Source organism: Streptomyces sp. Qhu_M48, from assembly GCF_051305195.1.
In the GTDB taxonomy this organism is placed as follows: domain Bacteria; phylum Actinomycetota; class Actinomycetes; order Streptomycetales; family Streptomycetaceae; genus Streptomyces.
In genome coordinates, this window is the sequence record NZ_CP195432.1 from 6,494,572 (window position 1) to 6,509,824 (window position 15,253).

Below are 15,253 nucleotides of genomic sequence, written 5' to 3' on the forward strand. Positions count from 1 at the left end.
GCGTTGCGCCTTGTCAGCGAACCGGTACCGAAATTCACCCCACGGGGTGATGCGGGGTGGCGGGTACGGCTCAGTACTTGTAGAAGCCCTGCCCGCTCTTGCGGCCGATGTCACCCGCGTCCACCATCCGGCGCATCAGCTCCGGCGGCGCGAACTTCTCGTCCTGGGACTCCGTGTAGATGTTGTTGGCCGCGTTCACCAGGATGTCGATGCCGGTGAGGTCGGCGGTGGCGAGGGGGCCCATGGCGTGGCCGAAGCCGAGCTTGCAGGCGATGTCGATGTCCTCGGCGGTGGCGACGCCCGACTCCTGGAGCTTGGCGGCCTCGACGACGAGGGCGGCGATGAGCCGGGTGGTGACGAAGCCGGCGACGTCGCGGTTGACGACGATGCAGGTCTTCCCGACGGACTCGGCGAACTCCCTGGTGGCGGCGAGGGTCTCGTCGCTGGTCTTGTAACCGCGGACGAGCTCGCAGAGCTGCATCATCGGGACCGGCGAGAAGAAGTGGGCGCCGACCACGGCCTCGGGGCGCTCGGTCACCGCGGCGATCTTGGTGATCGGGATCGCGGAGGTGTTGGAGGCGAGGACGGCACCGTCCTTGGCGACCTTGTCGAGCGAGCGGAAGATCTCGTGCTTGACGTCGAGGTTCTCGAAGACGGCCTCGACGACGATGTCGGCGTCGGCGACGGCCTCGAGCTCGGTGGTGGCGGTGATGCGGCCGAGGGCGGCCTCCGCCTCGGCGGCGTCCAGCTTGCCCTTGGCGACGAACCGGTCGTACGACGCCTTGATGCCGTCGGTGCCGCGGGTCAGGGCGGCGTCGGTGACGTCACGCAGGACGACGTCCCAGCCCGCCTGTGCCGAGACCTGCGCGATGCCGGACCCCATGAGTCCGGCCCCGATGACGGCGAGCTTCCTGGCCACGATGTTCCACCCCTTAACGCCTGTTCACTTCTGGCTCTCCGGCGGAGATTAGCGGTCGGGAGGCGTCATGTGACCGTGAAGTAATGCGCGTCACGCCCTCTTTGACGGACGTCACACTCACAGCACCCCGTTCGGGGGCCCCGACGGCCGCAGCATACCCCTGGGGGTATGCGGGTCGAGCGCGTCGCCCGGCTGCCGTCACACGGGAGGGCGCCGAGCCCGACGACCGCGGCCGTCTTGAGCGCCCCCGCGCGCGCCCCGGCCGTCAGCCCTCGCGTACCGCGTAGGTCAGCACCCGCTCGCCCAGCAGCTCCTCGATCTCGTCGAGGAGCACGAGGGCCTCGCGGGAGACGGCGGTCGCCCGGCCTCCGGTGGTCATCTCACGGGTGATGTAGCCGACGACGGTGTTCTCGATCCAGGCGAGCTGTCCGCCGACGAGGAGCGGCAGCGGGTCGTCGGCGGGCGCGCCGGCCTCCTCGCGGAGGGTGGCGACGACGGCGTCCTGGACCTGCTGCTGGAGGTGGAAGAGTCGGGCCTTGAGGGTGGGGGCGTGCTCGATGACGTTCATGAAGGCGTCGAAGCCGTCCATGAGGCCGTACGCGGGCGAGACGGCCCCGATGTCCTGGCGGAGTTCGCGCAGGACCGCCTCGGCGGCGGACTCGCCCCGGTCGCGGCCGCGGATCATCCGGGCGAGGCGCTGGGTGACGCCGTCCATCCGGTCGAGGAAGAGGTCCTCCTTGGCCGGGAAGTAGTTGTAGACGGTGTTGACGGAGACGTCCGCCGCCTCGGCGACGTCCGCGACGGTCACGTGGACGAAGCCGCGCTCCAGGAAGAGCCCGGTCGCGATGTCCGAGATCCGCTGCTTCGTCTCGCGCTTCTTGCGTTCCCTGAGTCCCTCGGCCATGCGCTCATCCTAGGCTCCCTGAAATTTCGGCGGCTCTGAAATTTTGGTGACATTGCAAAATTGGAGCCACTCTGTTTTTGTAGTCGCCATGCCCATCATCAGCACGGCCGGGCTCTCCCGGACCTTCGCGACCAAGGGCGGCCCCGTGGAGGCCGTCCGCGGGATCGACCTCACCGTCCCGCCCGGCGAGATCCTCGGACTCCTCGGACCCAACGGCGCCGGCAAGACCACGGTCCTCCGGATGCTCACCACGCTCCTCCCGCCCACCGCCGGAGCCGCCACCGTCGCCGGCCACGACCTCGTACGGGACCCCGCCGGCGTCCGGCGCCGCATCGGGTACGTCGCCCAGTCCGGCGGGCTCGACCCCCAGGAGACCGTCCGCTCCGAGCTCGTCCTCCAGGGCCGGCTGCACGGCATGGACAAGGCGCGCGCGGCGGCCCGCGCCGAGGAACTCGCGGCCGACCTCGGCCTCGCGGAACTCCTCGACCGCCCGACCCCCGCGCTCTCCGGCGGCCAGCGCCGCAGGCTCGACCTCGCGATGGGCCTCACCCACCGGCCCGAGCTCCTCTTCCTCGACGAGCCGACGACCGGCCTCGACCCCGGCAGCCGCGCCGACCTGTGGGCCCTGGTGCGCGGACTGCGCGACGACCACGGGACCACCGTCGTCCTCACCACCCACTACCTGGACGAGGCCGACGCCCTCGCCGACCGCCTGGTCGTCGTCGACAGGGGCGCGGTCGTCGCCGAGGGCACACCCGCCGGCCTCAAGGCCGCCCACGGCGCCGCCACCCTCCAGGACGCCTTCCTCGCCGTCACCGGGCGCGCCCCCGCCCCCGTCGACACCACCCCCGTAACCGTCTAGGAACCCCCGATGCCTCTCCGCGACACCGCGCTCCTCTTCGGGCGCTACGCCCGCCAGACCCTGCGCTCGCCGTTCCAGATCTTCTTCGGCGCCCTGATGCCGCTGCTCTACCTGCTGCTCTTCGGGCCGCTGCTCACCGGGCTGCCGCTGGGCCGCGAGGGCGACTCCTGGCAGATCCTCGTCCCCGGCCTGCTGCTCCAGCTCGGTCTCTTCGGCGCCTCGTTCGCCGGCTTCTCGATCATCATGGAGAAGAACTGGGGCGTCTTCGACCGGATGCGGGTCACGCCGGTGAGCCGGCTCGCCCTGCTGCTGGGCCGGGTCCTGCGGGACGCGGCGCTCTTCGTCCTCCAGGCGGTGCTGCTCGTCCTGGTGGCCCTGCCGATGGGGCTCAGGGCGCCGCTCGCCGGCATCCTGATCGGCTTCGGCTTCGTGGCCCTGCTGTCGGTGGCGCTGGCCTCGCTCTCGTACGCCCTCGCGCTGAGACTGCGCACCCCGCAGGAGTTCGGCCCGGCGATCAACACGCTCGCCCTGCCGGCGATGCTGCTCTCGGGGCTGATGCTGCCGATGACCCTCGCCCCCGGCTGGCTCGACGGCCTCTCGCGCGTCATGCCGTTCCGCTATCTGGTGGACGCGGTCCGGGAGGCGTACATCGGCCACTACACGACACCGACCCTGCTGTACGGGGTGCTCGTCGCCCTCGCCCTGACGGCACTCGCCGTGACGGTCGGCACACGGACGTTCCGCGGGGCCGGTGCGTAACTAGGCTGGGCCCCATGGTCAATCTGACGCGCATCTACACCCGTACCGGCGACCAGGGCACCACGGCGCTCGGTGACATGAGCCGGACCGCCAAGACCGATCTGCGGATCTCGGCCTACGCCGACGCCAACGAGGCCAACGCCGCCATCGGTACGGCCGTCGCCCTGGGGCAGCTCGACGAGGAGGTCGTGAAGGTCCTCGTCCGGGTCCAGAACGACCTCTTCGACGTGGGCGCGGACCTCTGTACGCCGGTGGTGGAGAACCCCGAGTACCCGCCGCTGCGCGTCGAGCAGAGCTACGTCGACAGACTGGAGGCCGACTGCGACCGCTTCCTGGAGGAGCTGGAGAAGCTGCGCTCCTTCATCCTGCCGGGCGGCACGCCCGGCGCGGCGCTGCTGCACCAGGCCTGCACGGTGGTCCGGCGCGCGGAGCGCTCCACCTGGGCGGCCCTGGAGGTGCACGGCGAGTCGATGAACGCCCTGACCGCCACGTACCTCAACCGGCTGTCAGACCTGCTCTTCATCCTTGCGCGTACGGCCAACAAGGCGGTCGGGGACGTCCTCTGGGTCCCGGGCGGGGACCGCTGATCCCTCACCCACCGGGGCCTTCTTCGGCCAGACCGCGTAGCTGAGCGCGATCAGGCCGTGGATGCCCGCCGCCCGCCAGGCGCCGAAGATCCAGCTCCGCAGCCCCTCGGTGTCGCCGTCGTCACCGACGTACCAGATCGCCAGGAGCAGCAGCACGGAGGCGACGGACGCGGCGACCACCGAGCCGAACCAGACCCTGGCCTCGTGGAGGGCGCGGGCCTTGCCGTACCGCGGTGGCTTCGGGGGCGGCGGGGCGCCGCCGAAGCGGTGGGCGGCGTGGCCGTCGAGCCACTTCACGGTGCGGTGGCCGTGACCGACGGTGTAGCCGATGTAGACGGCGGCGAGGCCGTGCTTCCAGCTGGGGTCGGCGCCGTTCTTCAGGTCGACCGCGGTGACGACGAGGAGGAGGACCTCCAGGAGCGGCTCGCACAGCAGCAGCGCGATGCCCGTCCGGGGCATCTTCAGGAGGTAACGGGTGGCGAGGCCGGCGGCCAGCAGGACCCAGAAACCGACCTCGCAGACGATGATCAACGTGACGATCACGACGGTTCCCCTTTCGGTTCCCCCTCAGCGTCCCGCGGGATCCGGCCGGGTTCGTCGTCGCCGGTGACGAAGTGCGTCTACATCCTTCGACGGAGGGACGGATCGGCCCGGACGAGGAGGTCGGCGCGGGTACGGGCGTGTTGGATGAGGACGTGACTCTCCCCCGCCCGCACCGCTTCGACCTGCTCATGGGCTTCCTCGGGTTCTCCTGCGGACTGCTCCTGTGGTCCTTCGGGCTCTACACGACGGGCGACCGCCTCTTCGACCAGCGGTGGGCGACGCTGATCCCGCTCGCGGTGATGGCCTCGGCTGAGGCCGTGCGCCGGACGATGCCGCAGACGGCGGTGACCGTCGGCACGCTCGCGATCGTCGGTGACCAGTTCACCAACGGGAACCTGGTCACCGTCCTGATGTTCACGGACGTGGTCTACGCGGCCGTCGTCTACGGCAACCCCTCCACCGCCCGCCGGGTCCCCTACACGACCGGGCTCATCACGGTGGCGGTGACGGTCGGCTTCCTCGTCTGGTGGCAGAACGCGATCGCCCTGCTCGTCGGCGTGATCACCGGCATGATCTCCTTCATGCCCGCCATGACGGGCGCCGTCGTACGCAACCACCGCGAGGCGGCGGACGCCGCCCGGCTGAGGGCCGAACAGACGGCCCTGCTGGCCGAGATGGACCGCGCGCAGGCCGTGGTCGCCGAGCGGGCCCGGATGGCGCGCGAGCTGCACGACATGGTGGCGAACCACCTCTCGGCGATCGCCATCCACTCCACGGCGGCGCTCTCCCTCGACGAACCGGCCACCACCAGGCAGGCGCTCACCGTGATCCGGGAGAACAGCGTGGCGGGCCTGTCGGAGATGCGCCGCCTCATCGGCATCCTCAGGGACAGCAGCGGGGACGCGGAGCCGGCCGCCGCGCCCACGCTCGCCGGTCTGGACGCCCTGGTCGACCAGGCGCGGGTGAACGCCCGGCCGAGCGGACTCGTCCTCGTCCTGGAGGACACCCGGGAGAGTACGGCGGGACTGCCGGCTCCGGTGGAGCTGGCCGCGTACCGCATCGTGCAGGAGTCGCTGACGAACGCGCTCAAGCACGCGGCGCCGGGCGAGGTCCTGGTGACGCTCGCCCGGGGGCCCGGAGCCCTCGTCGTCGAGGTGACCAGCCCGTACGGGGAGCGCCCCGGCCCGACGGCGCCGGGTTCCGGTGCCGGCCTGGTGGGGATGCGGGAGCGGGTGGCCCTGCTCGGCGGGGTCTTCGAGGCGGGCCCGGCGGCGGACGGCGGGGGACGGAAACTGTGGCGGGTGCGGGCGGAGCTGCCCGTGGACGCGAGCGACGAGGAGCGGGCATGACAGTGCGGGTGGTGGTCGCCGAGGACCAGTCGGCGGTACGGGCGGGGCTGGTGCTCATCCTGGGCAGCGCGCCGGACATCGAGGTCGTCGGGGAGGCGGCGGACGGTGAGCGGGCGGTGGAGCTGGCGCGCGAACTCCGCCCCGACCTGGTCCTGATGGATGTGCAGATGCCCCGGATGGACGGGGTGACGGCGACCGGGATCGTCGTGTCGGAGGGGCTCGCGGACGTGCTGGTCCTGACGACCTTCGATCTGGACGCGTACGTCTTCGGGGCGCTGCGGGCGGGGGCCTCGGGTTTCCTGCTGAAGAACGCGGAGGCGCGGGAGCTGATCGAGGCGGTGCGGACGGTGGCGCGCGGGGAGGGTCTCATCGCGCCGGCGGTGACCCGTCGGCTGATCGCGGAGTTCGCCGTGACGGGCCGTCCGGTGCGGGCACCGTCGGGGACGGACCCGGCGGTTCTGGAGGCTTTGACTCCACGTGAGCGGGAGGTGCTGTCGACGCTGGGCCAGGGTCTGTCGAACGCGGAGATCGCGGTACGGCTCGACATGGCGGAGGCGACGGTGAAGACGCACGTCAGCAAGGTGCTGGGGAAACTGGAGTTGCGGAGCAGAGTCCAAGCGGCCGTTCTGGCACAGGAGTTGGGGGTGTAGCGGACGTCGGCGACGTTGGTCTGGACCTCTTGACGATTGGTCCAGACCTTCCTACGCTCGCGGGGCGCGCGCATCTTCACGGACCACCCCCACCCATGTCCGTCCGCAACTTGAGGAGCACCGTTGAGCACTCAAGCACCGACGCGCAGAACAGGGTTCAGACACCGGGCCGCCGCGGGTCTGACCGCCCTGATCCTGCCCCTGGCCGCCATGGTCGGCCTCGCCACCCCCGCCGAAGCGGCCACCTCCGCCACGGCCACTTACACCAAGACCCAGGACTGGGGCACCGGATTCGGCGGTAACTGGACCGTCAAGAACACCGGTACCACCACCATCAACTCCTGGACCGTCGAGTGGGACTACCCCGCCGGCACCGCCGTCACCTCCGCCTGGGACGCCACCGTCACCAGCTCCGGCACCCACTGGACCGCCAAGAACGTCGGCTGGAACGGAACCCTCGCCCCCGGCGCCTCCGTCTCCTTCGGCTACAACGGCACCGGGGCCGGCGCGCCCACCGGCTGTAAGATCAACGGCGCCGCCTGCGACGGCACCACCCAGCCCGGTGACAACCCGCCCTCGGCACCCGGCGCCCCCGTCGCCTCCAACATCACCGACACCTCGGTGAAGCTGACCTGGACCGCGGCCACCGACGACAAGGGCGTCAAGAACTACGACGTCCTGCGCGACGGCGCCAAGATCGCCACGGTCACCGGCCTCACCCACACCGACCAGGGCCTGACCGCCGGCACCGACTACAGCTACACGGTCGTCGCCCGCGACACCATCGACCAGACCGGCCCCGCCGCCGGCCCGGTCCCCGTCCGCACCACCGGTGGCGGCGGCGGCCAGCCGCTCCCCAACGCGGTGAAGATGGGCTACTTCACCAACTGGGGCGTCTACGGGCGCAACTACCACGTGAAGAACATCGTGACCTCGGGCTCCGCGTCCAAGATCACCCACATCAACTACGCGTTCGGCAACGTCCAGGGCGGCAAGTGCACCATCGGTGACGCCTACGCCGACTACGACAAGGCCTACACCGCCGACCAGTCCGTCGACGGCGTCGCCGACACCTGGGACCAGCCGCTGCGCGGCAACTTCAACCAGCTGCGCAAGCTGAAGAAGGCCTACCCGAACATCAAGATCCTGTGGTCCTTCGGCGGCTGGACCTGGTCCGGCGGCTTCGGCCAGGCCGTCCAGAACCCGACCGCCTTCGCACAGTCCTGCTACGACCTGATCGAGGACCCGCGCTGGGCCGACGTCTTCGACGGCATCGACCTGGACTGGGAGTACCCGAACGCCTGCGGTCTGTCCTGCGACACCAGCGGGCCCGCCGCCTTCAAGAACATGATGCAGGCCATGCGCGCCAAGTTCGGCCCCTCCTACCTGGTCACCGCGGCCGTCACGGCCGACGCCTCCACCGGCGGCAAGATCGACTCCGCCGACTACGCGGGCGCCGCGCAGTACATGAACTGGTTCAACGTGATGACGTACGACTTCTTCGGCGCCTGGGCGGCGCAGGGTCCGACGGCCCCGCACTCCCCGCTCACCTCGTACGCCGGCATCCCGCAGGCGGGCTTCAACTCCGCCGAGGCGATCGCCAAGTTCAAGGCGAAGGGCGTCCCCGCCAACAAGCTGCTGCTCGGCATCGGCTTCTACGGACGCGGCTGGACCGGCGTGACCCAGGCCGCCCCCGGCGGCACGGCGACCGGCCCCGCGCCGGGCACCTACGAGCCGGGCATCGAGGACTACAAGGTCCTCAAGACCTCCTGCCCGTCCACCGGCACCGTCGCGGGCACGGCCTACGCCAAGTGCGGCAGCAACTGGTGGAGCTACGACACCCCGGCCACGGTCACGTCCAAGATGACCTGGGCGAAGAACCAGGGCCTCGGTGGCGCGTTCTTCTGGGAGTTCAGCGGTGACACCGGCAACGGCGAGCTCGTCGGCGCCATCAACACCGGTCTGAACTAGCACGCACGACGAAGCGGGGGACGGCGCAGCACGCCGTCCCCCGCTTCCTCACGTACACCGATCCCGAAACCTCAGGCCACGTTCACCCTCCCCCAGACTTCGTCCGGGGGGACCCCCATCCAACGGGCAAGGAATTCAGGCCACATTCACCCGTTGCCCGGGAGGCGCCGCCTCCAGCCAGGCCATGAAACCCGTCCGGGCGTCCTCGCTCATCGCGAGCTCCAGGCGGACGCCCTCGTACATACAGGGCTGGACGACCATGTCGGCGAGCAGCGCGAGCTCCTCCTCGCCCTCCGGCATCCGGCGCTCCAGGGCCACGATGGACGAGCGCTCCAGGACACGGCGCGGGCGGGGCGCGTACGAGAAGACCCGGAACCAGGCGATCTCGTCACCGCTGTAGCGGGCGACGCCGTACACCCAGCCCTTGCCGCTCGGATCCGGCGCGTCCGGGACGTTCCAGTGCAGGGAGCAGTCGAAGGTGCCGCCGGCACGCTGGATCAGTCTGCGGCGCAGTCCGAAGACGAAGAGCCCGATCACCACCAGTGCGACGACCAGGCCGCACACGAGCAGAGCGAGGAACATCTTCACCGACCTCCTCGCTGCGTCCCGTAGCCGGCACCGCCGGCAGAACCGAATACAACCTGCATCTGCATCGCCTCAGCCGCGGCACGCTCCGGAAGATTCCGGACCGTGCCGCGGCTGAGGGCACTCCTACTCGGCGCGGTCCGTCAGCGGACCGACACCGCGCGCAGCCGGACATCGGCGCGCCGCTCGGCGGCGGCGTCGGAGTCCGACTTCGCACGCTCCAGCGCGCGCTCGGCGCGCTGGGCGTCGATCTCGTCCGCCAGCTCGCAGACCTCCGCGAGCAGAGACAGCTTGTCGTCGGCGAACGAGATGAATCCGCCGTGGACGGCGGCGACGACGGTCGCGCCCTCGCTGGTACGGATGGTCACCGGGCCCGACTCCAGCACACCGAGCAGCGGCTGGTGGCCGGGCATGACGCCGATGTCGCCGGAGGTGGTACGCGCGATGACCAAGGTGGCCTCGCCGGACCAGACACTCCGGTCCGCGGCGACCAGCTCGACGTGCAGCTCAGCAGCCAAGGGTGGCTCCTCGGGTCACCACCCGGCGGTCGTGCCGGGTGTTGGGGTCAATTCTAGTGGGCGTGGTGAGAGGGGCGGGACGGATCCCGCCCCTCTCGGGCGAGCACGGGGCTCAGGAGACGCCAAGCTCCTTGGCGTTCTTCTTGAGGTCCTCGATGCCACCGCACATGAAGAAGGCCTGCTCGGGGAAGTGGTCGTACTCACCGTCGCAGATCGCGTTGAACGCGGCGATCGACTCGTCGAGCGGAACGTCCGAACCGTCCACACCGGTGAACTGCTTCGCCGCGTGGGTGTTCTGGGACAGGAAGCGCTCGACACGCCGGGCGCGGTGGACAACGAGCTTGTCCTCCTCGCTCAGCTCGTCGATACCGAGGATCGCGATGATGTCCTGGAGGTCCTTGTACTTCTGCAGGATTCCCTTGACGCGCATGGCGGCGTCGTAGTGGTCCTGCGCGATGTAGCGCGGGTCCAGGATCCGGGACGTGGAGTCCAGCGGGTCCACGGCCGGGTAGATGCCCTTCTCGGAGATCGGACGGGAGAGAACCGTCGTCGCGTCGAGGTGGGCGAAGGTGGTGGCCGGAGCCGGGTCGGTCAGGTCGTCCGCGGGGACGTAGATCGCCTGCATCGAGGTGATCGAGTGTCCACGGGTCGAGGTGATGCGCTCCTGGAGGAGACCCATCTCGTCGGCCAGGTTCGGCTGGTAACCCACCGCGGAGGGCATACGGCCGAGCAGGGTCGAGACCTCGGAACCGGCCTGGGTGAAGCGGAAGATGTTGTCGATGAAGAACAGCACGTCCTGCTTCTGCACATCGCGGAAGTACTCCGCCATGGTCAGACCCGCGAGGGCCACGCGCAGACGGGTGCCCGGGGGCTCGTCCATCTGGCCGAAGACCAGCGCGGTCTTGTCGAGAACGCCGGCCTCCTCCATCTCGACCATGAGGTCGTTGCCCTCACGGGTGCGCTCGCCGACGCCCGCGAAGACCGACACACCGTCGTGCAGCTTGGCCACACGGACGATCATTTCCTGGATCAGAACGGTCTTGCCGACACCGGCACCACCGAACAGACCGATCTTTCCACCCTTGACGTACGGGGTGAGAAGGTCGACGACCTTCAGGCCGGTCTCGAACATCTCGGTCTTGGACTCGAGCTGGTCGAAGGCCGGGGCCTTGCGGTGGATCGTCCAGCGCGGCGCGTCGGCGACGGTGGACGCGTCGTCGTTCAGCACCTGGCCCAGCGTGTTGAACACACGGCCCTTGGTGACGTCGCCGACGGGGACGGTGATGCCCTCGCCGGTGTCGGTCACCGGGGCCTGGCGGACCAGGCCGTCGGTGGGCTGCATGGAGATGGCGCGGACGACGCCGTCACCGAGGTGCTGGGCGACCTCGAGGGTCAGCGTCTTGGTCGCGCCCTCCTCGGTCGGGTCCATGACCTCGACGTGCAGCGCGTTGTAGATCGCCGGCATCGCGTCGACGGGGAACTCCACGTCGACGACCGGGCCGATGACCCGGGCGACGCGGCCCGTGGCGGCGGCCGTCTCAACAGTGGTCGTCATTACTTGTCACTCCCCGCGGTCGCGTCGGCCAGGGCTGCGGTGCCACCGACGATCTCGCTGATTTCCTGGGTGATTTCGGCCTGGCGGGCCGCGTTGGCAAGTCGGGAGAGATTGCTGATCAAGTCTCCCGCGTTATCGGTCGCCGACTTCATCGCGCGGCGCGTGGCGGCGTGCTTGGAGGCAGCCGACTGGAGCAGCGCGTTGTAGATCCGGCTCTCGACGTACCGGGGCAGCAGGGCGTCGAGGACGTCCTCCGCCGACGGCTCGAAGTCGTACAGCGGGCGGAGCGTGTCCGACTCGCCGGCTTCCTTCGCCACCTCGTCGAGGCTGAGGGGCAGCAGCCGGGCCTCGACCGCCGTCTGCGTCATCATCGAGACGAACTCGGTGTAGACGATGTGGAGCTCGTCCACACCACCCTCGGCCGTGTCCTTCTCGATCGCCTCGATCAGCGGTGCCGCGATCGTCTTGGCGTCGCCGTACGACGGCTGGTCCGTGAACCCGGTCCACGTACCGGCCAGCTTCCGCTCGCGGAAGTTGTAGTGCGCGATGCCACGACGGCCGACGACGTAGACGGTGACCTCGCGGCCCTCGCCCTCCAGCTTCGCCGTCAGCTTTTCCGCCGCCTTGATGGCGTTGGAGTTGAAGGCGCCGGCCAGACCGCGGTCGCTCGAGAGGAGCAGGACCGCGGCACGGATCGGGTTCTCCGCCTCGGTGGTCAGCGGGTGCTTGTCATTGGCACCCGTGGCCACCGCCGTGACCGCGCGGGTCAGCTCGGTCGCGTACGGAGTCGACGCCTGTACCTTGCGCTGCGCCTTGACGACACGCGAGGCGGCGATCATCTCCATCGCCTTGGTGATCTTCTTCGTCGCGGTGACGGATTTGATGCGACGCTTGTAGACCCGGAGCTGAGCTCCCATGAGTCAGGTCCCTTCCGTCGTCACTTCGAGACGTTGACGGCGGCAGGAGCGTCCTCGCCCAGCAGCTTGCCGTCAGAGGTCTCGAACTGCTTCTTGAACTCCGCGATCGCGTCGGCGACGGACTGCAGTGTGTCGTCCGACATCTTGCCGCCCTCACGGATGGAGGTCATGAGGCCGGAGTGGCTCTGGCGGAGGTACGCCAGGAGCTCGGCCTCGAAGCGGCGGATGTCGGCGACCGGGACGTCGTCCATCTTGCCGGTGGTGCCGGCCCAGACGGAGACGACCTGGTTCTCGGTGGGCATCGGCTGGTACTGAGCCTGCTTGAGCAGCTCGACCATGCGCTGTCCACGCTCCAGCTGCGCCTTGGAGGCCGCGTCCAGGTCGGAACCGAAGGCGGCGAACGCCTCCAGCTCACGGAACTGGGCGAGGTCCACACGGAGGCGACCGGAGATCTGCTTCATCGCCTTGTGCTGGGCGGAGCCACCGACACGCGAGACCGAGATACCGACGTTCAGGGCCGGACGCTGGCCGGCGTTGAACAGGTCGGACTCCAGGAAGCACTGGCCGTCGGTGATGGAGATGACGTTGGTCGGGATGAACGCCGACACGTCGTTCGCCTTGGTCTCGACGATCGGGAGACCGGTCATCGAACCGGCACCCAGCTCGTCCGAGAGCTTCGCGCAGCGCTCGAGGAGACGCGAGTGCAGGTAGAAGACGTCACCCGGGTAGGCCTCACGACCCGGCGGGCGGCGCAGCAGCAGGGACACGGCGCGGTAGGCGTCGGCCTGCTTCGACAGGTCATCGAAGACGATCAGGACGTGCTTGCCCTGGTACATCCAGTGCTGACCGATGGCGGAACCGGTGTACGGCGCCAGGTACTTGAAGCCGGCCGGGTCGGACGCCGGGGCGGCGACGATCGTCGTGTACTCGAGCGCGCCGGCCTCTTCCAGGGCGCCGCGAACGGACGCGATGGTCGAGCCCTTCTGGCCGACGGCGACGTAGATGCAGCGAACCTGCTTGTTCACGTCGCCCGAGCGCCAGTTGTCACGCTGGTTGATGATCGTGTCGACGCACAGCGCGGTCTTGCCGGTCTGACGGTCGCCGATGATCAGCTGACGCTGGCCGCGGCCGACCGGCGTCATGGCGTCGACGGCCTTGTAGCCGGTCTCCATCGGCTCGTGCACCGACTTACGGGCCATAACGCCCGGGGCCTGCAGCTCGAGGGCGCGGCGGCCCTCGGTCGCGATCTCGCCGAGACCGTCGATCGGGTTGCCGAGCGGGTCGACGACGCGACCCAGGTATCCCTCACCGACACCGACGGAGAGGACCTCGCCGGTGCGCTGCACCGACTGTCCCTCCTCGATACCGCTGAACTCGCCGAGGACGATCGCACCGATCTCGCGCTCTTCGAGGTTCAGCGCGAGACCGAGGGTCCCGTCCTCGAACTTCAGCAGCTCGTTCGCCATGGCCGAGGGAAGACCCTCGACCTTCGCGATACCGTCACCGGCCAGGCTGACCGTGCCGACCTCCTCGCGCGAGGCCGCGTCCGGCTGGTACGACTGGACGAAGTTCTCCAGTGCGTCCCGGATCTCCTCCGGCCGGATCGTGAGCTCCGCCATCTGGGTTCCCTGCTCTCCTTGTTGGGCCCGAAGTTTCTTAAGGGGTCTGGGGGCCGACCCCCAGGAATCTTCTGCAATCTCTGCACGGCCCAACCGGGCCGCTGGTGTTGCTGTGATGCTGTGATGCCTTGTGCTGGTGGCTGCCGTCAGCCGGCCAGTCGCCGGGTCGCCTCGTCGAGGCGCTCCGCGATCGAACCGTTGATGACCTCGTCGTCGACCTGCACGGTGATCCCGCCGAGGACCGAGGGGTCCACGTCCAGGTTCAGGTGCATCTCGCGGCCGTACAGCTTGGCCAGGACGGCACCGAGGCGCTGCTTCTGCTGGTCGGACAGCGGCACCGCCGAGGTGACGACGGCGACCATCCGGTTCCGGCGCGCCGCGGCGAGCTTGGACAGGGACTCGAGTCCCGCTTCCAGGCTACGTCCCCGGGGCTGGGTCACCAGACGGACGACCAGGCGCTCGGTGGTGGCGTTGGCCTTGCCGCCGAGCAGGCTGCGGAGCAGCTCGCCCTTGGCGGTGGCCGTGGCGGCCTTGTCCGTCAGCGCCGAGCGGAGCTCGGGGCTGGAGGACACGATCCGGCCGAACCGGAACAGCTCGTCCTCGACGTCGTCGAGCGCGCCCGCCTTCTGCGCCGCGGTGAGGTCGGCGATGTTCGCCAGTTCCTCGGCCGCGTCGACCAGGTCACGCGAGCGCGACCAGCGGGAACGCACCATGCCGGACACCAGGTCGACGGTCTCGCCGTCGACCTGACCGCTCAGGAGTCGCTGCGCGAGCTCGGCCTTGGCCTCACCCGACTGAGCGGGGTCGGTCAGGACCCGGCGCAGCGACACCTCGCGGTCGAGCAGCACGGTGACGGCGGCCAGCTTGTCCGAGAGCTTCGCCGCGTCGACCGTCGTGTTGTCGGTCAGCGCGTCGAGGGACTCACGTGCGGCGGCCAGTGCCTCGCGGCTCGCTCCGTTCATCGGACGGCCTCGGCCTTCTCCTCGAGCTCGTCGAGGAAGCGGTCGATCGTCCGGCTCTGGCGGGCGGTGTCCTCAAGGGACTCGCCGACCAGCTTGCCGGCCAGGTCGGTCGCGAGCTTGCCCACGTCCTGACGCAGCGACGCGGAAGCGGACTTGCGGTCCGCCGCGATCTGCGCGTGGCCGGCGGCGATGATCTCCTCGCGCTGGCGCTGGCCTTCCGCCTTCATCTCCTGGATGATCGCGGTGCCCTGCTCCGTCGCCTCCTGGCGAAGACGCGCGGCCTCGTGGCGGGCCTCGGCGAGCTGGGCCTTGTACTGCTCCAGCACGCTCTGAGCCTCGATCTGGGCCGACTCGGCCTTCTCGATGCCACCCTCGATGGCCTCGCGACGCTGCTCCAGAACCTTGTTGATGTTCGGGAGAAGCTTCTTGGCGAGGAAACCGAAGACGATGACGAAGGCGATCAGGCCGATGACGAGCTCGTCAAGATGCGGGATCAGAGGAGGCTGGGGCTCCTCCGCTGCCGCAAGAAGCAGAGCGTTCACATCAGTGCCTT

The 15,253-nt window shown here is 69.6% G+C and carries 16 protein-coding genes; 6 read left to right on the forward strand and 10 right to left on the reverse strand.

Annotated elements, in window-relative coordinates; genetic code table 11:
• Positions 1–70: 70 nt before the first annotated feature.
• Both ACRRSS_RS28965 and ACRRSS_RS28970 read right to left on the reverse strand, forming a co-directional pair.
• A complete protein-coding gene (locus tag ACRRSS_RS28965; protein ID WP_435974003.1) occupies positions 71–919 on the reverse strand; it encodes a 3-hydroxyacyl-CoA dehydrogenase family protein in 849 nt (282 codons plus the stop codon).
• Between the two features lie 265 nt (positions 920–1,184).
• Entirely contained in the window at positions 1,185–1,823 is a 639-nt protein-coding gene (locus tag ACRRSS_RS28970) for a TetR/AcrR family transcriptional regulator (protein ID WP_435974004.1), read from the reverse strand.
• Positions 1,824–1,911: 88 nt separating this feature from the next.
• Between ACRRSS_RS28970 and ACRRSS_RS28975 the strand changes: the two genes are divergently transcribed.
• Genes ACRRSS_RS28975 through ACRRSS_RS28985 form a run of 3 tightly spaced genes read left to right on the forward strand, consistent with a single transcriptional unit; the run spans position 1,912 to position 4,031 of the window.
• Positions 1,912–2,685 carry an ABC transporter ATP-binding protein gene (locus tag ACRRSS_RS28975; RefSeq protein ID WP_435974005.1) on the forward strand — a complete coding sequence of 258 codons (774 nt, stop codon included), beginning with the start codon at positions 1,912–1,914 and terminating at the stop codon, positions 2,683–2,685.
• A 9-nt stretch (positions 2,686–2,694) separates the two neighbouring features.
• Complete coding sequence (locus tag ACRRSS_RS28980; RefSeq protein ID WP_435974006.1) at positions 2,695–3,444, forward strand: ABC transporter permease; 750 nt, start codon at positions 2,695–2,697, stop codon at positions 3,442–3,444.
• A 14-nt stretch (positions 3,445–3,458) separates the two neighbouring features.
• The gene (locus ACRRSS_RS28985) at positions 3,459–4,031 is read left to right on the forward strand and encodes a cob(I)yrinic acid a,c-diamide adenosyltransferase (RefSeq protein WP_435974007.1); all 573 of its coding nucleotides are present in this window, start codon (positions 3,459–3,461) and stop codon (positions 4,029–4,031) included.
• Here the strand turns inward: ACRRSS_RS28985 and ACRRSS_RS28990 are convergent.
• On the reverse strand, positions 3,951–4,574 hold the full coding sequence (locus tag ACRRSS_RS28990) for a hypothetical protein (protein WP_435974008.1): 624 nt from the start codon (positions 4,572–4,574) through the stop codon (positions 3,951–3,953). The two genes, ACRRSS_RS28985 and ACRRSS_RS28990, sit on opposite strands and share 81 nt — an antisense overlap.
• 152 nt (positions 4,575–4,726) lie before the next feature.
• Here ACRRSS_RS28990 and ACRRSS_RS28995 point away from each other — a divergent pair, with 152 nt between their 5' ends.
• The 3 genes from ACRRSS_RS28995 to ACRRSS_RS29005 all read left to right on the forward strand — a co-directional run bounded on the left by ACRRSS_RS28995 (position 4,727) and on the right by ACRRSS_RS29005 (position 8,544).
• The gene (locus ACRRSS_RS28995; RefSeq protein WP_435974009.1) at positions 4,727–5,923 is read left to right on the forward strand and encodes a sensor histidine kinase; all 1,197 of its coding nucleotides are present in this window, start codon (positions 4,727–4,729) and stop codon (positions 5,921–5,923) included.
• A complete protein-coding gene (locus tag ACRRSS_RS29000; RefSeq protein WP_435974010.1) occupies positions 5,920–6,573 on the forward strand; it encodes a response regulator in 654 nt (217 codons plus the stop codon). Before ACRRSS_RS28995 ends, ACRRSS_RS29000 begins: the two co-directional genes overlap by 4 nt.
• Positions 6,574–6,696: 123 nt before the next feature.
• Positions 6,697–8,544 (forward strand): glycosyl hydrolase family 18 protein, encoded by a 1,848-nt coding sequence (locus ACRRSS_RS29005; protein ID WP_435974011.1) that lies wholly within the window; start codon positions 6,697–6,699, stop codon positions 8,542–8,544.
• A gap of 135 nt (positions 8,545–8,679) precedes the next feature.
• On the opposite strand, the gene ACRRSS_RS29010 is transcribed toward ACRRSS_RS29005, so the two are convergent.
• From ACRRSS_RS29010 to ACRRSS_RS29040, 7 genes are all read right to left on the reverse strand, one after another.
• The gene (locus ACRRSS_RS29010; protein WP_351895631.1) at positions 8,680–9,126 is read right to left on the reverse strand and encodes a DUF2550 domain-containing protein; all 447 of its coding nucleotides are present in this window, start codon (positions 9,124–9,126) and stop codon (positions 8,680–8,682) included.
• A 146-nt stretch (positions 9,127–9,272) separates the two neighbouring features.
• Positions 9,273–9,647 (reverse strand): F0F1 ATP synthase subunit epsilon, encoded by a 375-nt coding sequence (locus ACRRSS_RS29015; protein ID WP_317873976.1) that lies wholly within the window; start codon positions 9,645–9,647, stop codon positions 9,273–9,275.
• Positions 9,648–9,759: 112 nt separating this feature from the next.
• Entirely contained in the window at positions 9,760–11,202 is a 1,443-nt protein-coding gene (atpD, locus tag ACRRSS_RS29020) for a F0F1 ATP synthase subunit beta (RefSeq protein WP_435974012.1), read from the reverse strand.
• Complete coding sequence (locus ACRRSS_RS29025; protein WP_435974013.1) at positions 11,202–12,119, reverse strand: F0F1 ATP synthase subunit gamma; 918 nt, start codon at positions 12,117–12,119, stop codon at positions 11,202–11,204. Before ACRRSS_RS29025 ends, atpD begins: the two co-directional genes overlap by 1 nt.
• A 20-nt stretch (positions 12,120–12,139) precedes the next feature.
• Positions 12,140–13,738 carry a F0F1 ATP synthase subunit alpha gene (gene atpA / locus ACRRSS_RS29030; RefSeq protein ID WP_435974014.1) on the reverse strand — a complete coding sequence of 533 codons (1,599 nt, stop codon included), beginning with the start codon at positions 13,736–13,738 and terminating at the stop codon, positions 12,140–12,142.
• A gap of 146 nt (positions 13,739–13,884) precedes the next feature.
• Complete coding sequence (locus ACRRSS_RS29035; RefSeq protein WP_435974015.1) at positions 13,885–14,700, reverse strand: F0F1 ATP synthase subunit delta; 816 nt, start codon at positions 14,698–14,700, stop codon at positions 13,885–13,887.
• On the reverse strand, positions 14,697–15,242 hold the full coding sequence (locus tag ACRRSS_RS29040; protein ID WP_351895624.1) for a F0F1 ATP synthase subunit B: 546 nt from the start codon (positions 15,240–15,242) through the stop codon (positions 14,697–14,699). The genes ACRRSS_RS29035 and ACRRSS_RS29040 overlap by 4 nt, the downstream gene beginning before the upstream one ends.
• Between the last annotated feature and the right edge of the window lie 11 nt (positions 15,243–15,253).